Below are 20,041 nucleotides of genomic sequence, written 5' to 3' on the forward strand. Positions count from 1 at the left end.
ACCGAGATGTCGTCCGACCAGAACGCCCGGAACGACCGGCCCGAGCGGGCCGACAAGCCGTCCATCCTCGGACCGGCCGCCGGCTTCGGCGTGACCTTCAAGGCCATGTTCAAGAAGCGGCTCACCGAGCAGTACCCGGAGCAGAAGAAGCCCACCGCCCCGCGCTTCCACGGCCGCCACCAGCTGAACCGGCACCCGGACGGTCTGGAGAAGTGCGTCGGCTGCGAGCTGTGCGCCTGGGCCTGCCCGGCCGACGCGATCTACGTCGAGGGCGCGGACAACCGCGAGGACGAGCGCTACTCGCCCGGTGAGCGGTACGGGGCGGTCTACCAGATCAACTACGCCCGCTGCATCCTGTGCGGGCTCTGCATCGAGGCGTGCCCGACCCGCGCGCTCACCATGACCAATGAGTACGAGCTCGCGGACTCCTCCCGCCAGGACCTCATCTTCACCAAGGAGCAGCTGCTGGTCGGCCTCTCCGAGGGCATGGTCGACAGTCCGCATTCGATCTTCCCCGGTGCCGACGAGGGCGCCTACTACCGGGGCGAGATCACCGCGGCGGCGCCGGGCACGGTCCGTCAGGAGCCCACCGAGCGGGAGAAGGAGGCCCAGTCGTGAGCGCCGCCACCTCGCTGAACCTCGCGGCCGTGACGGGCGCGACCTCCACCGGTGAGGCCGTCCAGTTCTGGGTGCTCGCGGTGATCGCCGTCGGTGGAGCGCTCGGGACGCTGCTGATGCGCAAGGCGGTGCACAGCGCGCTCTGCCTGGCGGCCACCATGCTCGCCCTGGCGGTCTGTTACATGGCCCAGGGCGCGGTGTTCCTGGGCGTGGTGCAGATCGTGGTCTACACCGGCGCGATCATGATGCTCTTCCTGTTCGTGGTGATGCTGGTCGGCGTGACCAGCGCGGACTCGCTGAAGGAGCAGCTGAAGGGTCAGCGGTTCGCCGCCGCGCTCTGCGGCCTGGGCTTCGGCGTGCTGATGGTCGCCGGGATCGCCAACGCCAAGCTGGACACCTTCGCCGGTCTCGGCGAGGCCAATGCCGAGGGCAACGTCCAGGGCCTGGCCCGGCTGATCTTCACCAAGTACGTGTGGGCCTTCGAGGTCACCGGGGCGCTGCTGATCACGGCCGCGATCGGGGCCATGGTGCTGACCCACCGCGAGCACGTGAAGGCCCCGAAGACCCAGCGCGAGCTGGCCGCCCAGCGGGTCGCCGACAACATCCAGGTCCCGCCGCTGCCCGCACCCGGCATCTACGCCCGGCACAACGCGGTGGACATCCCGGCGCTGCTGCCGGACGGCTCGATCGCCGAGGACTCGGTGATGGAGACCCTGCGCGAGCGCGGCCAGATCCGGGACGTCAGCCAGGAGATGCTGGCCCGGATGGCCGAGCTGGAGTCCACCACCGCCGACTGGCTGGGCCGCCCGCCGTCCGAGCGCCCGCCGGGGACCGGCCCGCGCAAGGCCCTGGAGCCGGTGGCCGCCAACCGCCCGGCGCCGGCGAACCGCCCGGCGTCCGACCACGACGAGGAGGGGGCGGAGTGAATCCGGTCAACTACCTCTATCTCTCCGCCCTGTTGTTCACCATCGGCGCCTCCGGCGTACTGATCCGGCGGAACGCGATCGTCCTGTTCATGTGTGTCGAGCTGATGCTGAACGCCTCCAACCTGGCGCTGGTCACCTTCTCCCGGATGCACGGGAACCTGGACGGCCAGATCATCGCCTTCTTCACCATGGTGGTGGCGGCGGCCGAGGTCGTGGTGGGCCTCGCGATCATCGTCTCGATCTTCCGGACCAGGCATTCCGCTTCGGTCGACGACAGCAACCTGATGAAGCTGTAGGCGGAGGACCTCGGTGAACTCTCTCATTCCACTGCTGGTCGCGGCCCCGCTGGCCGGTGCCGCCCTGCTGCTGCTCGGCGGCCGGGCCTTCGACCGCATCGGCCACTGGCTGGCCACCGCGCTCGCCGCGCTCTCCTTCGGCTTCGGCCTCGCGCTGTTCTCGGACATGCTGGGCCGGGACGCGGAGGACCGCGCCCTGACCAAGCACCTGTTCAGCTGGATCCCGGTGAACGGCTTCCAGGCCGACATCTCCTTCCGGCTCGACCAGCTCTCGATGACGTTCGTCCTGCTGATCACCGGCGTCGGCACCCTGATCCACCTCTACTCGGTGGGCTACATGGCGCACGACGAGCGCCGGCGCCGCTTCTTCGCCTATCTGAACCTCTTCCTGGCGGCGATGCTGCTGCTGGTGGTGGCCGACAACTACCTGCTGCTGTACTTCGGCTGGGAGGGCGTGGGCCTCGCCTCCTACCTGCTGATCGGTTTCTGGCAGCACAAGCCGAGCGCCGCCACCGCCGCCAAGAAGGCGTTCATCGTCAACCGCGTCGGCGACATGGGCCTGTCCATCGCGATCATGCTGATGTTCGTCGAGTTCGGCTCCTTCGCCTTCGAGCCGGTGTTCGGCGCCGCCGGCAGCGCGAGCGAGGGCAAGCTGACCGCGATCGGCCTGATGCTGCTGCTCGCCGCCTGCGGCAAGTCCGCGCAGGTGCCGTTGCAGTCCTGGCTCGGGGACGCGATGGAGGGCCCGACCCCGGTGTCCGCGCTGATCCACGCGGCCACCATGGTCACCGCCGGCGTCTACCTGATCACCCGCTCCGGGGCGATCTTCAACCTGGCGCCGGACGCCCAGACCGCCGTGGTGGTGGTCGGCGCGGTCACCCTGCTCTTCGGCGCGATCGTCGGTTGCGCCAAGGACGACATCAAGAAGGCGCTGGCCGGCTCGACCATGTCGCAGATCGGCTACATGATCCTCGCGGCCGGTCTCGGCCCGATCGGTTACGCCTTCGCGATCATGCACCTGGTGACCCACGGCTTCTTCAAGGCGGGGCTGTTCCTCGGCGCCGGGTCGGTCATGCACGGCATGAACGACGAGGTGAACATGCGTCACTACGGCGGCCTGCGGAAGTACATGCCGGTCACCTTCGTCACCTTCGGTCTCGGCTACCTGGCCATCATCGGTTTCCCCGGCCTGTCCGGCTTCTTCTCCAAGGACAAGATCATCGAGGCGGCCTTCGCCAAGGGCGGCACCGAGGGCTGGATCCTCGGCCTGTGCACCCTGACCGGCGCCGCCGTGACCGCGTTCTACATGACCCGGGTGATGATCCTGACCTTCTTCGGCGAGAAGCGCTGGCAGCCGGACGCCGAGGGCCACGACCCGCACCCGCACGAGTCGCCGAAGACCATGACCGTCCCGATGATCGTGCTGGCCTTCGGCTCGGTCTTCGCCGGCGGGCTGTTCGCCTTCAACGACTCGTTCCTCACCTGGCTGGAGCCGATCACCGGGCACGACGAGGGGAACTCCCCGCTCGCTCCGCTGGTGGTCACCCTGCTCACCAGCGCCTGCATGCTGGTCGGCGTCGCGCTCTCGTACCTGATGTACGGCCGCTCCGCCGTCCCGGTGGTGCCGCCGTACGGCTCCCCGCTCACCCGGGCCGCCCGCCGGGACCTCCTCCAGGACGACTTCAACCACGCCGTCCTGGTCCGCCCGGGTTCGGCGCTGGCCGCGGCGCTGGTCTACTTCGACAGCCGCGGCCTGGACGGTTTCGTCAACGGCCTGGCGGCGACCATCGGCGGTGTCTCCAGCCGGCTGCGGCGGATCCAGAACGGCTACGTCCGCACGTACGCGCTCTCCATGTTCGGCGGCACGCTGGTGCTGGTCGCCACGACTCTCCTGATGAGGTCCGTCTGATGCACCCGGATTACACACATCGTGGGGAGGCCGAGGCATGAGTGTCCTCCTCACCGCCACCTGCGCCGTTCCGGCGGTCGGCGCGGTGGTCACCGCCGCCCTGCCCGCCGGCTCCACCGAGGCGCGGCGGCGGAACACCAAGATCGTGGCGCTGGTCTTCTCCGCCGCCACCCTGGCCCTGGCCGTCGCGGTGGCCGCGCGGTTCGACCCGGACGGCGCCCGCTACCAGCTGACCGAGTCCTACAGCTGGATCCGATCCTTCGGCATCACCTTCGCACTCGGGGTGGACGGCATCGGCGCCGTGCTCGCCCTGCTCACCGCCGTCCTGGTCCCGGTCGTGCTGCTCGCCTCCTGGCACGACGCGGACCCGGCCGCCGCGGCCCCGGAGGGGTCGTTCGAGAACAGGCGGCGCACCCAGGCGTTCTTCGCCCTGGTGCTGGCGGTGGAGGCGATGGTGATCGTCTCCTTCTACGCCACCGACGTCTTCCTCTTCTACGTCTTCTTCGAAGCCATGCTGATCCCGATGTACTTCCTCATCGGCGGCTTCGGAGACCGGGCGGGCGGCCCCGAGTCCGCCCGCCAGCGCTCCTACGCTGCGGTCAAGTTCCTGCTCTACAACCTTCTCGGCGGCCTGGTCATGCTGGCCGCCGTGATCGGTCTGTACGTGATCGCGCAGGACCAGGGCCTCGGTACCTTCGACCTGCAGACGCTCACCTCGGCGGTCGCCGACGGCCGGCTGCAGCTCGGCGGCACCGCGGAGAAGGCGCTCTTCCTCGGCTTCTTCTTCGCCTTCGCGGTCAAGGCCCCGCTGTGGCCGCTGCACACCTGGCTGCCGAACGCGATGGGCGAGGCCACCGCGGGCACCGCCGTGCTGATCACCGCCGTGGTGGACAAGGTCGGCACCTTCGCGATGCTCCGCTTCTGCCTCGGGCTGTTCCCGGACGCCTCGAAGACCTTCGCCCCGGCGATCCTGGTCCTCTCCCTGGTCGGGATCGTCTACGGCGCGCTGCTGGCCATCGGCCAGAAGGACATCAAGCGGCTGGTCGCCTACGCCTCGATCTCGCACTTCGGGTTCATCATCATGGGCATCTTCGCGATGACCAGCCAGGGCCAGAGCGGCGCCACCCTCTACATGGTCAACCACGGCATCTCCACCGCCGCGTGGATGCTGGTGGCCGGCTTCCTGATCTCCCGTCGCGGTTCGCGGCTGATCGCCGACTACGGCGGCGTGCAGAAGGTCGCCCCGGTGCTCGCCGGGACCTTCCTGATCGGCGGGCTGGCCACGCTCTCGCTGCCCGGCCTGGCCCCGTTCGTCAGCGAGTTCCTGGTCCTGGTCGGCACCTTCAGCCGGTACCCGGCGGTGGGCATCGTCGCCACCTTCGGCATCGTGCTCGCCGCGCTGTACGCCCTGCTGCTCTACCAGCGCACCATGACCGGCCCGGTCAAGGAGGAGGTGCGCGGCATGGAGGACCTCAAGGTCCGCGAACTCGCCGTGGTCGCCCCACTGGTGGCACTGACCGTACTGCTCGGTGTCTACCCGAAGCCGCTCACCGACCTCGTCAACCCGTCGGTGAACGCCACCCTCTCGCAGGTGCACCAGACCGACCCGGCACCGGCGCACCCGGTGTCCGCCGACCACGGGACCGCCCAGGACGGGACCGCCCGCTCAGGAGGTGAGCACAAGTGAGCAGCACCGGATGGCTCGCCGCCGCCGGCGGCAGCACCCAGAGCATCCCCGCGCCGCACATCGAGTACGGCCAGCTGTCGCCGATGCTGGTGGTGTTCGGCGCCGCGGTGGTCGGCATCCTGCTGGAGGCGTTCCTGCCCCGGCGGCTGCGGCACTGGGCCCAGGTCGTGACCGCCCTGGTCGGCCTGGCCGGCGCCTTCGTCGCCGTCCTGGTGCTCGCCGCACAGGGCTACGGCACCACCAAGGTCGAGGCGGTCGCGATGGGCGCGGTCGCCCTGGACGGCCCGACGCTGTTCCTGCAGGGCGTGATCCTGCTGGTCGCGGTGGTCGCGGTGCTGACCTACGCCGAGCGCCGGCTGGAGCCGAAGGCCGGCGGGGAGCCGGCCGACGCCTTCGCCGCGCAGGCGTCCGCCACCCCCGGCGGCGAGCAGGAGCGCAGCGCGATCCGGGCCGGCTTCACCACCAGTGAGGTCTTCCCGCTCACCATGTTCGCGGTCGGCGGCATGCTGCTGTTCCCCGCCGCCAACGACCTGCTGACCATGTTCGTGGCGCTGGAGGTCTTCTCCCTCCCGCTCTACCTGCTCTGCGCGCTGGCCCGGCGCCGCCGGCTGCTCTCCCAGGAGGCGGCGGTCAAGTACTTCCTGCTCGGCGCCTTCGCCTCGGCGTTCTTCCTGTTCGGCACCGCGCTGCTGTACGGCTACGCGGGCACGGTGCGGCTCGGCGAGGTCGCCGACGTCATCTCCGGCAACGCGCTGCTCACCCCGGCGCTGGTCTCCTCGACCCAGAACGACGCCCTGCTGCTGACGGGCCTGGCGATGCTGACGGTCGGTCTGCTGTTCAAGGTCGGCGCGGTGCCGTTCCACTCCTGGACCCCGGACGTGTACCAGGGCGCGCCGACCCCGGTCACCGGCTTCATGGCGGCCGCGACCAAGGTGGCCGCGTTCGGCGCGGTGCTGCGGCTGTTCTACGTGGCCTTCCCGGCGCTGCGGCTGGACTGGCGGCCGGTGCTCTGGGGGGTGGCGATCCTCACCATGGTGGTGGGCGCGGTCCTGGCCGTCACCCAGCAGGACGTGAAGCGGCTGCTCGCCTACTCCTCGATCGCGCACGCCGGGTTCATCCTGACCGGTGTGATCGCCAGCAACCGGCAGGGCGTCGGCTCGGTGCTGTTCTACCTGCTGGCCTACTCCTTCGTGACCCTCGGCGCCTTCGCCGTGGTCACCCTGGTGCGCGACTCCAAGGGCGAGGCGACCCACCTGTCCAGCTGGGCCGGTCTCGGCCGGCGTTCCCCGCTGGTCGCGGCGGTGTTCGCGCTCTTCCTGCTGGCCTTCGCGGGCATCCCGCTGACCTCGGGCTTCACCGGCAAGTTCGCGGTCTTCCAGGCCGCGGCGGCGGGCGGCGCCACCCCGCTGGTGATCGTGGGTGTGCTCAGCTCGGCGGTGGCGGCGTTCTTCTACGTCAGGGTCATCGTGCTGATGTTCTTCTCCGAGCCGCAGCCGGGCGGCCCGACCGTCGCCGTCCCGAGCGCCTTCACGGCGACCGCGATCGGTATCGGTGTGCTGGTCACGATCGGGCTCGGACTGCTGCCGCAGTACTTCCTCGATCTCGCCTCGAAGGCCGTGTTCTTCGTCGGCTGACCGTCCGCCGCCGGCCCGGCCGAACGCCCCGGCGACGGTCCGGTCCGACCGCTCCGACGACCGTCCGGGTCGCGCCCCGCGCGCGGCCCGGACGCTTCGTTCGGGCATCCTCGCTGGCCAGCGGGGACGCCCCGCGCATGACAGAGCCGCACGCCCGTGCAGTGATCCACTCGCGACCGGATACCCTGCCTGTATGGCCAGCGGCGGCACTCAGGGACCGGGCCGCTAGATCGACCAGGGACAGAGGAGTGGTCTTCGTGACCGTCGTGGGACCCTTTGGGCTCAGCGTGCAGGACCGCGATCTGACCCGTGACGTCCAGGCCGGGATGGACGCGGTCGAGATCGCGCTCGCCGCGGCCGTCAAGAGCGACGTCCCCTTCATCACCGTCACCGCCAGCCATCTGATGGCCGCGGGCGGGAAGCGCTTCCGTCCGCTGCTGGTGCTGCTGTCCGCCCAGTTCGGCGACGCCGGCGCGACCGGCGTGATCCCGGCCGCCGTCGTGGTCGAGCTCACCCACCTCGCCACGCTGTACCACGACGACGTGATGGACGAGGCCCCGGTCAGACGCGGCGCCCCCAGCGCCAACTCCCGCTGGGACAACTCGGTCGCCATCCTGACCGGCGACTTCCTCTTCTCCCGTGCCTCCCAGGTACTGGCCGACCTCGGCCCGGAGGCGGTCCGGCTGCAGGCCGACGCGTTCGAGCGGCTGGTCACCGGCCAGATCCTGGAGACGGCCGGCCCCGGTCCGGACGACGACCCGCTGGACCACTACCTGAGCGTGCTGGCCGGCAAGACCGGTTCGCTGATCGCCGTCTCCTGCCGGATAGGAGCACTGGCCGCCGGCGCCGAACCGTGGGTGATCGACATCCTCAGCTCCTTCGGCGAGCGGATCGGCATCGCGTTCCAGCTGGCCGACGACGTGCTCGACATCGCCAGCGACGGGCACGAGTCCGGCAAGACCCCCGGCACCGACCTGCGCGAGGGCGTCGAGACCCTGCCGACCCTGCTGCTGCGGCAGATGGCGGCCGACCCGTCCGACCCCGCCGACACCCGGCTGCGCGAGCTGCTCCACCAGGACCTCGCCGACGACGAGCTGCACGGCGAGACGCTGCGGCTGCTGCGCCGCCACCCGGCGCTGGAGCACGCCCGCCGGGAGACCCTGCGCCACGCCGAGGAGGCCCGCGCGATGCTGGACCCGCTGCCGGACGGGCCGGCCAAGGACGCGCTCCAGGCGCTCTGCGACTCGGTGGCGATCCGCACCATGTGACGCTCGCGGGTGGGCGGCGCGAAGTGCCGTCCGGCGCAACGGCGGACACCCGGATGGGGGAGACTGACACCCGTCAGCACCGTGTCCGCAGCTCCGCCCATCCGGAAGGCCGCCATGCTTCGCGTCGTCATCGCCGAGGACTCCGTACTGCTGCGGGAGGGTCTGACCCGGCTGCTCACCGACCGGGGCCTGGAGGTCGTGGCGGGCGTCCCGGACGGTGACGCGCTGATCAGCACCATCCACGACCTGGCCGCCGCCGACGCGCTGCCCGACGTGGTGGTCTCGGACGTGCGGATGCCCCCCACCCACACCGACGAGGGCCTGCGGGCCTGTGTCACGCTCCGCGGCCGGTATCCGCAGCTCGGTGTGCTGGTGCTGTCGCAGTTCGTCGAGGAGCGCTACGCCTCCGAACTACTGGCCGGATCCACCCGGGGCGTCGGCTACCTGCTGAAGGACCGGGTCGCCGAGGTGCGCGAGTTCGTGGACGCGGTGGTCCGGGTGGCCGAGGGCGGTACCGCGCTGGACCCGGAGGTCGTCCAGCAGCTGCTGAGCCGCAGCCGCAAGGGCGATGTGCTGGCCGGACTGACCCCGCGCGAGCGCGAGGTGCTGGGGCTGATGGCGGAGGGCCGGACCAACACCGCGGTGGCCAAGCAGCTGGTGGTCTCGGAGGGCGCGGTGGAGAAGCACGTCAGCAACATCTTCCTCAAGCTGGGCCTGGCGCAGAGCCCCGGGGACCACCGCCGGGTCCTCGCCGTGCTGACTTATCTGAATTCCTGACCGGCTCGCCGACGGGTTGCGCGCAGCCTGTATTCGTATTCGAACCAACCTTCCCCGGCCGGGTACGGTTCCGGTCGTCCACGGTGTTGTTTATGGGTGCGGCGGTGATTTTCCGCCGCATCGGGGAGTTCCGTCCAAGGCAATCCTTACCCGCATAGGATGCGAGAGGTGCACCAGGCGGACGGGGCACACGGCTCACGCCCGCGGCTGGTGCCCACGAGGAGGTCCGCGGCAGTGACCAGTCAGGTCGATCAGTCAGAAGCAGTGGACGGCTCGGACGGCGACGAGGGCCGGTCCGGGCCCGGCGGGGATCGCTCCGACCCCGCTGTGCCGGTCGGTCCGCAGCACCGTGGCGCCAAGCCGATCCGCAGGCTGGACCGGGTGATCATCAGATTCGCCGGAGACTCCGGCGACGGCATGCAGCTCACCGGTGACCGCTTCACCTCGGAGACGGCGTCCTTCGGCAACGACCTCTCCACCCTGCCCAACTTCCCGGCCGAGATCCGCGCTCCCGCCGGAACGCTGCCGGGTGTCTCGTCCTTCCAACTCCACTTCGCCGACCACGACATCCTGACCCCCGGGGACGCGCCCAACGTCCTGGTGGCGATGAACCCCGCGGCCCTCAAGGCCAACCTCCCCGACCTGCCGCGCGGCGCGTCGATCATCGTCAACACCGACGAGTTCACCAAGCGCGCGCTGGCCAAGGTCGGCTACGGCGCGGACCCGCTGGGGGACGGTTCGCTGGAGGGCTACCACCTGCACAAGGTGCCGCTCACCACGCTGACCCTGGAGGCCCTCAAGGAGAGCGGCCTGGCCCGCAAGGACGCCGAGCGGGCGAAGAACATGTTCGCGCTGGGCATGCTCTCCTGGATGTACCACCGCCCGACCCACGGCACCGAGGCGTTCCTGCGCACCAAGTTCGCCAAGAAGCCGCAGATCGCCGAGGCCAATATCAGCGCCTTCCGGGCGGGCTGGAACTTCGGCGAGACCACCGAGACCTTCGCGGTCTCCTACGAGGTGCCGCCGGCCAAGCTGCCGCCGGGCCGCTACCGCAACATCTCCGGCAATCTGGCGCTGTCCTACGGTCTGATCGCCGCCTCCCGCCGCTCGGGGCTGCCGCTCTACCTGGGCTCCTACCCGATCACCCCGGCCTCGGACATCCTGCACGAGCTGAGCCGGCACAAGAACTTCGGCGTGCGCACCTTCCAGGCCGAGGACGAGATCGCCGGCATCGGCGCGGCCCTGGGCGCGGCCTTCGGCGGCGCGCTCGGCGTGACCACCACCTCCGGCCCGGGCGTGGCCCTGAAGAGCGAGACCATCGGGCTCGCCGTCTCGCTCGAACTCCCGCTGCTGGTGGTGGACATCCAGCGCGGCGGCCCGTCCACCGGCCTGCCGACCAAGACCGAGCAGGCCGACCTGCTGCAGGCGATGTTCGGGCGCAACGGCGAGGCCCCGGTGCCGATCGTGGCCCCGGCCACCCCGGCCGAGTGCTTCGACGCGGCGCTGGAGGCGGCCCGGATCGCGGTCGCCTACCGCACCCCGGTCTTCCTGCTCTCGGACGGCTACCTGGCCAACGGCTCGGAGCCGTGGCGGATCCCCGAGGTGGACGAACTTCCCACCATCGAGCCGGACTTCGCCACCGGCCCGAACCGCGAGGACGGCGCCTTCTGGCCGTACCTGCGCGACCCGCAGACCCTCGCCCGCCCCTGGGCGGTGCCCGGCACACCCGGCTTGGAGCACCGGATCGGCGGCATCGAGAAGCAGGACGGCACCGGCAACATCTCCTACGACCCGGCCAACCACGACTTCATGGTCCGCACCCGGCAGGCCAAGGTGGACGGCATCGAGGTGCCGGACCTGGAGGTCGACGACCCGTCCTCCTCGCCCGGCGACGGTCAGGAGGGATCCACCGGCGGGGCCCGGGTGCTGGTGCTCGGCTGGGGTTCGACCTACGGCCCGATCACCGCGGCGGTCCGCCGGGTCCGGGCGGACGGCGGCCGGGTCGCCCAGGCGCACCTGCGCAACCTCAATCCCTTTCCCGCCAATCTCGGCGCGGTGCTGCGGGGTTACGACAAGGTCATCGTCCCCGAGATGAACCTCGGCCAGCTGGCGCTGCTGCTGCGGGCCAAGTACCTGGTGGACGCGCAGTCCTACAACCAGGTGCGCGGACTGCCCTTCAAGGCGGCGCAGTTGGCGGACGTGCTGTGGGCGGCGATCGGCACCCTGGACGAGGAGGACAACCGATGAGCCAGCAGTTCCCCTCGCTGAAGCTGGTCCCGAAGGCCGAGGCGCCGCAGAGCGCCAAGGAGTTCAAGACCGACCAGGAGGTCCGCTGGTGCCCCGGCTGCGGTGACTACGCGATCCTGGCCGCGGTACAGGCGTTCATGCCCGAGCTGGGGATCAGACGGGAGAACACCGTCTTCGTCTCCGGTATCGGCTGCTCCTCCCGTTTCCCGTACTACATGAACACCTATGGAGTGCACTCGATCCATGGCCGGGCACCGGCGATCGCCACCGGACTGGCCTCCTCCCGGCGGGACCTCAGCGTCTGGGTGGTGACCGGCGACGGCGACGCGCTGTCGATCGGCGGCAACCATCTGATCCACGCGCTGCGCCGGAATGTGAATCTGAAGATCCTGCTGTTCAACAACCGTATCTACGGCCTGACCAAGGGGCAGTACTCACCGACGAGCGAGATCGGCAAGATCACCAAGTCCACCCCGATGGGTTCGCTGGACGCCCCGTTCAACCCGCTCTCGCTGGCCATCGGCGCGGAGGCCACTTTCGTCGCCCGGACCATCGACTCCGACCGCCAGCACCTCCAGTCGGTCCTGCGGGCGGCGGCCGAGCACGAGGGCACGGCGCTGGTCGAGATCTACCAGAACTGCAACATCTTCAACGACGGCGCCTTCGAGGTGCTCAAGGAGCCCGGCACCCGGGACGAGGCGCTGATCCGGCTGGAGCACGGCCGGCCGATCCGGTTCGGCACGGACCTGGCCCGGGGCGTCTTCCGCGGCGCCGACGGCGAACTGACCGTCGGTGAGGTCACGGCCGACAACGAGTCGGCGGTCCTGGTCCACGACGCCCGCGCGGCCGGCCCGGCGACGGCGTTCGCGCTGTCCCGGATCGCCGACGCGGACACCCTGCACCACACCCCGATCGGGGTGCTGCGCGAGGTCCGGCGACCGGTGTACGACGAACTGATGGCCGACCAGCTGGACACCGCCGTCGCCGACCGGGGCGAGGGCGATCTGGCGACACTGCTCGCGGGCGGTGACACCTGGACGGTCGACTGACCCCGGCCGCCCGTCCGACCGGCAGGCACAGCGGCGCCCCCGACCGTCCAGGTCGGGGGCGCCGCCGTTTCACAGTGCTGTCGGTGCTGTCGGTGTCGCCGGTACCGCCGGCGGGGCCGAAGCCGGCGCCGCGGTCAGTGCTGCTGCTCCGCCCATTCCACGAGCTGGACCACGACCCCGTTCGGGTCGGTGACCTGGAAGAGCTTCTCGCCCCAGGGCTCCTCGCGCAGCGCCATGGTGATCTCCACCCCGGCGGCCCGCAGCCGGGCCTCCTCGGCGGCCACGTCGCCGACCACGAAGGCGAGGATCAGTCCGGCGGCGACCTGGTCGCGGAACCCCTCGGGCAGGACCTCGGTCCCGCGCCGCAGGAAGACCACGTTCACCCCGGCGCTCCCGTGTCCGAGCGACGCGAACCCGTCCGCCGCCATCTGCTCGGCGAACCCGAAGTGCTCCCGCAGGAACGAAGCGGACGCCTCGACGTCCTCGACGGTGAGTGAAACGGCGGAGGAAGTGATCTGCATGCCTGGTGGCCCTCTCGTCGACTGGTATCCCGTACGCGGTACACTATACATAGTACGGAGAATAGGGCCACAGTGATCCCGGTCACAGGCGGAGCGCGTCGGAAGCGGGGCCGGTCCAGCCGGTCCAGCCGGTCCAGCCGGTCTAGCCGTCCAGTCCGGGCAGGGTGTCCTGGTCCACCTCGTGGCGGGCGACCCGCTCGGCCGGGTCGCGGCACTCGGGGCCGAGGCGCAGGATGCGCGACTCCGGATCGTGCAGCGGGCGGTGGCAGCGGCGGCAGGTGACCCGGGGGCGGAGCACCTCGCGGGTGTCGGTGCCCGGCAGCGGGTCGGGGCCTGCGGCGGGGTCGGAGGCGGGGCCGGCGGTGGTCATGGCTCCGACCGTACCGGCGGCCCGCGCCGGCCCCGGCGTGAGGGAACGTGAAAGGATCGGCCCATGGCCAGTGACCGCAGCAGTGCCGGGGATCCGGCCCGCACGCTCGCGCTGCTCTGGGGCGTGTCGGCGGAGGAGAAGCCCGGCCGGCGCGGGCCCCGGCAGGCGAAGTCCCCGGCGGAGATCGCCGCCGCCGCGATCGCGATCGCGGACGCCGAAGGGGTGGACGCCGTGACCATGCGGCGGGTCGCCCAGGAGTTGGCCGTCTCCCCGATGGCGCTCTACACCTATGTGCCCGGCAAGGCCGAACTGCTCGACCTGATGCTGGACACCGTCTACGCCGCGATGCCCCGTGCCGTCGCCGCCGACGCGGGCTGGCGGGCCCGGGTCGCCGCCGTCGCCGAGGACAACCGCGCGCTCCACCGGGCGCACCCGTGGATCGCCTCCGTCGCCACCAGTCGTCCACCGCTCGGCCCGGGCGTGATGGCCAAGTACGAGTACGAGCTGCGCGCCTTCGAGGGCACCGGCCTGTCCGACGTCGATCTCGACGCCGCGCTCACCCACGTGCTCGGCTTCGTGCAGACCTGTGCGCGGATGGCCGCCGACGAGCGCGCGGCGCGGCAGGACAGCGCGATGACCGACGCCCAGTGGTGGGAGGTCAACGCCGAGCTGCTCGCCCGGGTCTTCGACCCCGACCGCTTTCCCGTCGCGGCCCGGGTCGGCACCGCCGCCGGCGAGGCGCACGGCGGCGCGTACGACCCCGACCACGCCTATGTCTTCGGTCTGGCCCGGGTACTGGACGGCCTGGCGGCGCTGATCACGAGCGCGTAGCGCGCCCGTCGTACTCCTCGCGGGCGTCCTGGACGGCTGGCATCCGGTTCTCCACCCAGTGCGCGAGGGCCGACACGAAGGTGGCCGCCTCCTCGCCGAGCGGAGTGAGGCTGTAGTCGACCCGGGGCGGGATCACCGGGTGGGCCTCGCGGAGCACGAAGCCGTCCCGTTCCAGGGTCTGCAGGGTCTGCGCGAGCATCTTCTCGCTGACGCCCGCGACCCGGCGGCGAAGTTCGCTGAAGCGGTAGCCGCGCTCCTGGAGGGCGGCCAGCACCAGCACCCCCCAGCGGCTGGTGACGTGCTCCAGTACGCCCCGGGAGGGGCACATCCGGTCGTAGACGTCGGGCTTCCGGTCGAGCAGGGGCGAGCCCTGGGTCATTACCTCCATGTCAGTACCCTACTTTGAAGTGCGTACTTTCCAAAAGTTAGTGCAGTTCCTAGGGTGAGTGTCGAAGGCAATCGCGACATCACGAGGAGCAGGACATGTACGTCGTCACCGGAGCCACCGGACAGCTCGGCCGCCTGGTCGTGGAGGGGCTGCTGGCAGCCGTTCCGGCGAACGAGATCGCGGTGGTCGTGCGTTCCGCCACCAAGGCCGAGGAGTGGGCGAAGCAGGGCGTGCGCGTCCACGAGGCGGACTACAACCGCCCCGAGACGCTCGCCGGGGTCCTCGCCGCCGGCGACCGGGTGCTGCTCATCTCCGGGAACGAGTTCGGCCGCCGGACGGCCCAGCACGGCGCGGTGATCGACGCCGCGAAGACCGCCGGGGTCGCGCTGCTCGCCTACACCAGCATCCTGGGCACGGCCACCTTCGGCCTGGCCGACGAGCACCGGGCGACCGAGGAGGTGCTCACCGGCTCCGGCCTGCCCTACGCCCTGCTGCGCAACGGCTGGTACACCGAGAACTACCTCGGTGACGCCGCCGGCACGGTCGAGCGCGGCGCGGTGGTCGGCAGCACCGGTACCGGCCGGGTGGCCACCGCCCCCCGCCGTGACTACGCCGACGCCGCGGTCGCCGTCCTGGTCGGCGAGGGCCACGAGAACCAGGTCTACGAGCTGAGCGGCGACGCCGCCTGGGGTCTGTCCGAGCTGGCCGCCGAGCTGGCCCAGGTCTCGGGTCGTCCGGTCGAGCACCGGGACGTCACCCCGGCCGAGCACCGGGAGGTGCTGATCGGCGCGGGCATGCCGGAGGGCTACGCCGATGTGTTCGTGGACGTGGACGCCGGTATCGCCCGCGGCGAGCTGGCCACCGCCCCCGGCGACCTGGCCCGGCTGATCGGCCGCCCGACCGTGCCGCTGGCCCGGACCGTCCGGACCGTCCTGGGCGCCTGATCCCCGCTGCCCGGCACCCCCGGCCCCGCCGCACCGGCCCCGTCACCTGCGGCTTCCGGCCCGACCCGGCCCCGTCCGCGACGGTCCGCCGCGGACGGGGCCGGGGCATGTCATGACCAAAAACCGAATACGGAGATGACAGGCGCCTTCGCGCCCGCTACCGTCGGCTCGACACTCGCGCGCGGAGGGCAGGCGGTCCATGCCAGACACAACCCAGCAGGAGGCCGGCCGCGGCCTCTGGTGCGGATTCGCCGCCTACGGCATATGGGGGCTCTTCCCCCTGTTCTGGCCGTTGCTGGAGCCCGGCGCGGCCGACGACATCCTGGCCAACCGGATGGTCTGGTCCCTGGTCGCCGTGGTGCTGATGCTGGTCGTCCAGCGGCACTGGGGCTGGATCCGCCCCCTGCTCCGCCAGCCCCGTCGGCTCGCCATGCTGGGCGCCGCCGCCACGGTGATCTCGATCAACTGGGGCGTCTACATCTGGGGCGTCAACACGGGGCACGTGGTGGAGACCAGCCTCGGCTACTTCATCAACCCGCTGGTCACCATCGCCTTCGGCGTGCTGGTGCTCAAGGAGCGGCTGCGCCGGGCCCAGTGGGTGGCGGTCGGCATCGGCGCGCTCGCGGTGGTGGTGCTCACCATCGGCTACGGGCGGCTGCCGTGGATCGCGCTCACCCTGGCGTTCTCCTTCGCCACCTACGGGCTGCTGAAGAAGAAGGTCGGGCTGAGCGGGCTGGAGAGCCTGGCCGCCGAGAGCGCCTTCATGTTCCCGTTCGCCCTCGGTTACCTGGTGTACCTGGAAGTCGCCGGCCGCGGCACCTTCGGCCACACCGCGCCCGGCGAGTACGGCTGGGGCCACACCGGACTGCTGGTGCTCAGCGGGGTGATCACCGCCGTCCCGCTGCTCCTCTTCGGCACGGCGGCCGTCCGGGTGCCGCTGAGCGTGCTCGGGCTGCTCCAGTACCTGGCGCCGGTGTTCCAGTTCCTGATCGGCGTCACGGTCTTCCACGAGTCGATGCCGACCGCGCGCTGGGCCGGCTTCACCCTGGTGTGGGCCGCGCTCGCGGTGCTCACCTGGGACGCGCTGCGGCGGGTCCGGGCCGACCGGGCCCGGAGCTCCGCCGCCGCTGTCGCGACCTCCGCCGCCGGGGCCACCCCCGCGACCGCCGCCGCGGCGGCGGCCGGACCGGCCGACACCGTGCCGGTCAGGCCGTGATGTCCCGCGAGGTGAACCGGGACCAGGCCGCCGAGCCGAACACCGCCACGTAGGCGGCCTGCAACCCGAAGTTCTTCAGCACCCCGTCCCACTCCATCGGCTCCCGCAGCAGATCGCCGAAGGTGAGCCAGTGGTGGGTGAAGAGGAACGGCTGGATGGCGTGCAGCTGCGGGAAGCTGTCCAGGATCTGCACCGTGATCACCAGACCGACCGTCGCCGCCATCGCCGCGATGCCGCTGCCGGTGAGAGTCGAGATGAACAGGCCGATCGCGACCAGACCGGCCAGTGACACGGCCACCACCCCGGCCACCAGGACCGTGCGCAGCAGCGCCGGCCCCAGGCCGATGGTCTCGCCGGAGATCAGCGTGACATCGCCGACCGGGAACAGCGCCGCCCCGGTGACAACGGCCGCGACGGCGACGGTGACGGTCGCCGCCAGGCAGAACACCAGCCCGGCGGTGAACTTCGCGGCCAGCAGCCTGGTCCGCCCGGCCGGAGCCACCAGCAGGTAGCGCAGGGTACCGGTGGCCGCCTCGCCGGCCACCGAGTCACCGGCGACCACACCGACGGTCATCGGAAGGAACACCGGCAGCGCCACCGCGAGGGCGGTGAACACCAGGAACAGGCCGTTCTGGGTGACCTGGGCGATGAACGCCGGGCCCTCGCCGCCGCGCGGCCCGTCCGTCTCGATCCGGACCACCACACCGATCAGGACCGGCAGCAGGGCCAGGATCCCCAGCAGCACGATGGTCCGCAGCCGGCGGAAGGTCAGCAGCAGCTCGTTGCGGAACAGCGCCAGGAACCCGGCCGCCGTCTGCGGGCGCCGTCCGGGCGCCGCCGCCACCGCGACCGCCGGTACCGTCCCGCCCGGCACCGCTTCGCCCGGCGCCGCCCCGGACGGCACCGCCTCAGCCCGCGACATCGAAGCCCTCCCCGGTCAGCGCCACGAAGGCGTCCTCCAATGTGCCCCGCTCCACGCCGAAGCCGTGGACCCGGACCTCCGCCGCGACCAGCGCCGCGCAGAGCCCGGGCAGCGCGTCCTCGGCGAGCGCGCCCAGCTCGCCGTCCACCCGGTTCTCGGCGATCCGGAGCTCGGTGACCTTGTGCGCGAGCAGCACCTCGCCGGCCCGGTGGGTGTCCGGCGTCCGTACGATCAGCCGGCCCCGGGCCCGGGCGGCCAGCTCGGCCACGGTGCCCTGCACCAGCAGCCGGCCGCGCGACATCACGGCGGCATGGGTGCAGACCTGCTCGATCTCGTCCAGCAGGTGCGAGGAGAGGAAGACCGTGGTGCCCTCGGCCGCGACCTCCCGGATCAGCGCCCGGATCTCCCGCATGCCCTGCGGGTCCAGGCCGTTGGTGGGTTCGTCCAGGACGAGCAGCTCGCGCGGCTGGAGCAGCGCCGAGGCCAGGCCCAGTCGCTGCTTCATGCCCAGCGAGTAGGCGCGGGCCTTCTTGCCGGCCGCTGCGGTCAGCCCCACCCGGTCCAGCGCCTCGGCCACCCGCCGCTGCCTGGTCCGGGGGTCGGCGGTCGGGTCGGCGGCGTCGAACCGGGCCAGGTTGTCCCGGCCGGAGAGGAAGCCGTAGAGCGCGGGCCCCTCGATCAGCGCGCCGACCCGGGGCAGCACCGAGGACACCGACTGCGGCATCGGCTCGCCGAGCACCGAGGCGACCCCGGAGGTCGGGGCGATGAGCCCCATCAGCATCCGGATCGTGGTGGTCTTGCCGGAGCCGTTGGGACCGAGGAAGCCGAAGACGGAGCCCCGGGGGACGCTCAGGTCCAGCCCGTCCACGGCGAGCTGGCCGCCGCGGAACCGCTTGGTCAGGCCCCGGGTACTGATCACGTCGTCGGACCGGTGGGAGCCGGACCGCTGGGAGTCGGACCGGGGGGAGGTCGAAGCGGCACGGGGGGCCGGGCGCGTCACCGCACCCGGCCCCCCGGCCGGCTCCGTAACGTCCCCCGTTACGGAAGCCTGGGTCACTACTTCACCCCGGCCGCACTCTGCAGCACCGGCAGCGTCACGGCGCCCGCGAACACCCGGCCGTCGTCGGTGACGAGCACGTTCAGCACCTTGGTGCTGATCAGCGAGCCGCCGGCGACCGGCTTGCCGAGCGACTTCACCAGCGCGAGCGGGTTCTGCAGCTTGCCGCCGCCGCCCGGGCCGTGCCCGCCCTTGCCACGCGGACCCTTGGCCTCGGCCGCGACGAACACGTCGTCGGTGGGCAGCTTGGCGGAGAGCACCGCCGTCCAGCCCTCGCCGATCACGTTCAGCCCCTCGGCGGCGGCCTTGGCCTCCTCCGGGGTCACCTCGGCGCGCGGGGCCGGGTCGGCCTTGCGCTCCGTCACCTTGGCGCCCTTGGGCAGGGTGAACTCGAAGGTCTTGGCGGCCGGCGCGGCGAACGAGACCTCGGTGAAGTGCACGTCCAGCACCGTGCCGCCGTCCGTGCCCTTGACCACGACCGACAGCGGCACGCTGTTGTCGGCGGCCACCGCGATCCGGACCTCGCCGATCGTCGAGCCGGACCCGGCGGGCTTCACGCTCAGCCGGTACGCCTTCTGGTCGGCCACGTTCACGGTGCCGTCCACGGTGACGGTGGTGGTGCCCGCGCTCGCGGTCAGGAACTGCCGGGCCGCCTCCTGCGGAGTGGTCGGCACCCCGGTCAGCGGGCTCTTGCCCGGGTGGCCGTCCGCCTTCGCGTCCGGCCGGGCCCCGGTCAGGTGCACGGCCTCATTGGTGCTGCTGTCCCACGTCCAGACCTGGTCGCCGTTGCGGATCATCTCGTAGCCGGCCAGCTGCTCCTGGAGGCCGATCCGCTGCCGGTCCGGCCCGTCCACCGCGACCCGCAGCCGGTGCTCGCCACCGAGCAGGCCGGTCAGCTTCGCCTCCGGGGCGGCGCCCGAGGACCTGCCCCCGGAACCACCGCCCGGGGCGCCGCCGAGGCCGCCGGCCGCGGCGCCCAGCAGCTGGCTCGGCACCCCGAGGTCGGCCGTGACCGACACCGTGCCGGTCAGCGTCTCGGCCTGGGAGCCCAGCACCTTCGCCACCAGCTGCTCCGCCGTCAGCGCGGGCAGCTCCGGCGGCGAGGTGTCCGCCAGCGCCGGTACCAGCCCCACACCGGCGGCGATCGCGGCCGTGACCGCCAGCGGCACCGCGACGCGCACCAGCGTGCGTCGGCGGGACCGGTAGGGAGCCCCGTCCTGCCACTCGTCCGCCGGGCCGCCGCCCGCGGTCGCCCTGTCGTCCGTCATCCGTCCAACCCCTCCGTCAGTGACCGACTGTCCCTGGGTATCCATTAGACGGTCCCGCGTCGCCCGCGTCATCGCCCTGCAGGGTTGGATCCGGCTCGATCTCGCGTCGCAGC

At 71.7% G+C, this 20,041-nt stretch carries 19 protein-coding genes; 13 read left to right on the forward strand and 6 right to left on the reverse strand.

The genetic code is table 11. From position 1 onward, the window contains the following. The first annotated feature begins 6 nt into the window (after positions 1 to 6). The 10 genes from nuoI to ACIQ9P_RS20110 all read left to right on the forward strand — a co-directional run bounded on the left by nuoI (position 7) and on the right by ACIQ9P_RS20110 (position 12,411). Positions 7 to 618, forward strand: coding sequence for an NADH-quinone oxidoreductase subunit NuoI (gene nuoI, locus ACIQ9P_RS20065; protein WP_402357445.1), 612 nt, complete (start codon positions 7 to 9; stop codon positions 616 to 618). A gap of 14 nt (positions 619 to 632) precedes the next feature. Further along, positions 633 to 1,544 (forward strand): NADH-quinone oxidoreductase subunit J, encoded by a 912-nt coding sequence (locus ACIQ9P_RS20070; protein ID WP_402358011.1) that lies wholly within the window; start codon positions 633 to 635, stop codon positions 1,542 to 1,544. Next, entirely contained in the window at positions 1,541 to 1,840 is a 300-nt protein-coding gene (nuoK, locus tag ACIQ9P_RS20075; RefSeq protein ID WP_030300898.1) for an NADH-quinone oxidoreductase subunit NuoK, read from the forward strand. The genes ACIQ9P_RS20070 and nuoK overlap by 4 nt, the downstream gene beginning before the upstream one ends. A gap of 13 nt (positions 1,841 to 1,853) precedes the next feature. Then, positions 1,854 to 3,749 (forward strand): NADH-quinone oxidoreductase subunit L, encoded by a 1,896-nt coding sequence (gene nuoL / locus ACIQ9P_RS20080; RefSeq protein ID WP_402357448.1) that lies wholly within the window; start codon positions 1,854 to 1,856, stop codon positions 3,747 to 3,749. A 37-nt stretch (positions 3,750 to 3,786) separates the two neighbouring features. After that, positions 3,787 to 5,436, forward strand: a complete 1,650-nt coding sequence (locus ACIQ9P_RS20085) for an NADH-quinone oxidoreductase subunit M (protein ID WP_402357451.1) — start codon at positions 3,787 to 3,789, stop codon at positions 5,434 to 5,436. Then, positions 5,433 to 7,070, forward strand: coding sequence for an NADH-quinone oxidoreductase subunit NuoN (gene nuoN / locus ACIQ9P_RS20090; RefSeq protein ID WP_402357454.1), 1,638 nt, complete (start codon positions 5,433 to 5,435; stop codon positions 7,068 to 7,070). The genes ACIQ9P_RS20085 and nuoN overlap by 4 nt, the downstream gene beginning before the upstream one ends. A 257-nt stretch (positions 7,071 to 7,327) precedes the next feature. Beyond that, a complete protein-coding gene (locus ACIQ9P_RS20095) occupies positions 7,328 to 8,338 on the forward strand; it encodes a polyprenyl synthetase family protein (RefSeq protein WP_402357457.1) in 1,011 nt (336 codons plus the stop codon). A gap of 114 nt (positions 8,339 to 8,452) precedes the next feature. Then, positions 8,453 to 9,115, forward strand: a complete 663-nt coding sequence (locus tag ACIQ9P_RS20100) for a LuxR C-terminal-related transcriptional regulator (RefSeq protein WP_402357460.1) — start codon at positions 8,453 to 8,455, stop codon at positions 9,113 to 9,115. 234 nt (positions 9,116 to 9,349) lie between these two features. After that, positions 9,350 to 11,362: a 2-oxoacid:acceptor oxidoreductase subunit alpha gene (locus tag ACIQ9P_RS20105; RefSeq protein WP_402357463.1), complete on the forward strand. Its 2,013-nt coding sequence runs from the start codon at positions 9,350 to 9,352 to the stop codon at positions 11,360 to 11,362. After that, positions 11,359 to 12,411 carry a 2-oxoacid:ferredoxin oxidoreductase subunit beta gene (locus ACIQ9P_RS20110; RefSeq protein ID WP_402357466.1) on the forward strand — a complete coding sequence of 351 codons (1,053 nt, stop codon included), beginning with the start codon at positions 11,359 to 11,361 and terminating at the stop codon, positions 12,409 to 12,411. The genes ACIQ9P_RS20105 and ACIQ9P_RS20110 overlap by 4 nt, the downstream gene beginning before the upstream one ends. Before the next feature lie 134 nt (positions 12,412 to 12,545). Here ACIQ9P_RS20110 and ACIQ9P_RS20115 read toward each other — a convergent pair whose 3' ends face one another. After that, a complete protein-coding gene (locus ACIQ9P_RS20115) occupies positions 12,546 to 12,932 on the reverse strand; it encodes a VOC family protein (RefSeq protein WP_402357469.1) in 387 nt (128 codons plus the stop codon). 142 nt (positions 12,933 to 13,074) lie between these two features. Beyond that, a complete protein-coding gene (locus tag ACIQ9P_RS20120; RefSeq protein ID WP_402357472.1) occupies positions 13,075 to 13,302 on the reverse strand; it encodes a DUF6011 domain-containing protein in 228 nt (75 codons plus the stop codon). Positions 13,303 to 13,365: 63 nt separating this feature from the next. On the opposite strand from ACIQ9P_RS20120, the gene ACIQ9P_RS20125 reads away from it, so the two are divergent. Further along, positions 13,366 to 14,133: a TetR/AcrR family transcriptional regulator C-terminal domain-containing protein gene (locus ACIQ9P_RS20125; RefSeq protein WP_402357475.1), complete on the forward strand. Its 768-nt coding sequence runs from the start codon at positions 13,366 to 13,368 to the stop codon at positions 14,131 to 14,133. Here the strand turns inward: ACIQ9P_RS20125 and ACIQ9P_RS20130 are convergent. Further along, complete coding sequence (locus ACIQ9P_RS20130) at positions 14,120 to 14,521, reverse strand: winged helix-turn-helix transcriptional regulator (RefSeq protein WP_402357478.1); 402 nt, start codon at positions 14,519 to 14,521, stop codon at positions 14,120 to 14,122. The genes ACIQ9P_RS20125 and ACIQ9P_RS20130 overlap by 14 nt on opposite strands. 95 nt (positions 14,522 to 14,616) lie before the next feature. Between ACIQ9P_RS20130 and ACIQ9P_RS20135 the strand changes: the two genes are divergently transcribed. Both ACIQ9P_RS20135 and rarD read left to right on the forward strand, forming a co-directional pair. Then, complete coding sequence (locus ACIQ9P_RS20135) at positions 14,617 to 15,465, forward strand: SDR family oxidoreductase (RefSeq protein ID WP_402357481.1); 849 nt, start codon at positions 14,617 to 14,619, stop codon at positions 15,463 to 15,465. 199 nt (positions 15,466 to 15,664) lie between these two features. Further along, positions 15,665 to 16,681: an EamA family transporter RarD gene (gene rarD, locus ACIQ9P_RS20140; RefSeq protein ID WP_402357484.1), complete on the forward strand. Its 1,017-nt coding sequence runs from the start codon at positions 15,665 to 15,667 to the stop codon at positions 16,679 to 16,681. Here rarD and ACIQ9P_RS20145 read toward each other — a convergent pair. From ACIQ9P_RS20145 to ACIQ9P_RS20155, 3 genes are all read right to left on the reverse strand, one after another. Next, positions 16,671 to 17,603: an ABC transporter permease gene (locus tag ACIQ9P_RS20145; protein WP_402357487.1), complete on the reverse strand. Its 933-nt coding sequence runs from the start codon at positions 17,601 to 17,603 to the stop codon at positions 16,671 to 16,673. The two genes, rarD and ACIQ9P_RS20145, sit on opposite strands and share 11 nt — an antisense overlap. Beyond that, positions 17,590 to 18,522, reverse strand: coding sequence for an ABC transporter ATP-binding protein (locus tag ACIQ9P_RS20150; RefSeq protein ID WP_402357490.1), 933 nt, complete (start codon positions 18,520 to 18,522; stop codon positions 17,590 to 17,592). Before ACIQ9P_RS20150 ends, ACIQ9P_RS20145 begins: the two co-directional genes overlap by 14 nt. Positions 18,523 to 18,659: 137 nt before the next feature. Then, positions 18,660 to 19,928: an outer membrane lipoprotein carrier protein LolA gene (locus tag ACIQ9P_RS20155; protein WP_402357492.1), complete on the reverse strand. Its 1,269-nt coding sequence runs from the start codon at positions 19,926 to 19,928 to the stop codon at positions 18,660 to 18,662. Between the last annotated feature and the right edge of the window lie 113 nt (positions 19,929 to 20,041).

Origin of the sequence: Kitasatospora sp. NPDC094019 (assembly GCF_044764505.1) — a bacterium.
GTDB lineage: Bacteria > Actinomycetota > Actinomycetes > Streptomycetales > Streptomycetaceae > Kitasatospora.

Coding starts and splice junctions, on each gene's coding strand:
- nuoI (WP_402357445.1), top strand. CDS start 7: ATGTCGTCCGACCAGAACGCCCGGAACGACCGGCCCGAGCGGGCCGAC.
- ACIQ9P_RS20085 (WP_402357451.1), top strand. CDS start 3,787: ATGAGTGTCCTCCTCACCGCCACCTGCGCCGTTCCGGCGGTCGGCGCG.
- ACIQ9P_RS20100 (WP_402357460.1), top strand. CDS start 8,453: ATGCTTCGCGTCGTCATCGCCGAGGACTCCGTACTGCTGCGGGAGGGT.
- ACIQ9P_RS20110 (WP_402357466.1), top strand. CDS start 11,359: ATGAGCCAGCAGTTCCCCTCGCTGAAGCTGGTCCCGAAGGCCGAGGCG.
- ACIQ9P_RS20115 (WP_402357469.1), bottom strand. CDS start 12,932: ATGCAGATCACTTCCTCCGCCGTTTCACTCACCGTCGAGGACGTCGAG.
- ACIQ9P_RS20120 (WP_402357472.1), bottom strand. CDS start 13,302: ATGACCACCGCCGGCCCCGCCTCCGACCCCGCCGCAGGCCCCGACCCG.
- ACIQ9P_RS20125 (WP_402357475.1), top strand. CDS start 13,366: ATGGCCAGTGACCGCAGCAGTGCCGGGGATCCGGCCCGCACGCTCGCG.
- ACIQ9P_RS20130 (WP_402357478.1), bottom strand. CDS start 14,521: ATGGAGGTAATGACCCAGGGCTCGCCCCTGCTCGACCGGAAGCCCGAC.
- ACIQ9P_RS20135 (WP_402357481.1), top strand. CDS start 14,617: ATGTACGTCGTCACCGGAGCCACCGGACAGCTCGGCCGCCTGGTCGTG.
- rarD (WP_402357484.1), top strand. CDS start 15,665: ATGCCAGACACAACCCAGCAGGAGGCCGGCCGCGGCCTCTGGTGCGGA.
- ACIQ9P_RS20145 (WP_402357487.1), bottom strand. CDS start 17,603: ATGTCGCGGGCTGAGGCGGTGCCGTCCGGGGCGGCGCCGGGCGAAGCG.
- ACIQ9P_RS20155 (WP_402357492.1), bottom strand. CDS start 19,928: ATGACGGACGACAGGGCGACCGCGGGCGGCGGCCCGGCGGACGAGTGG.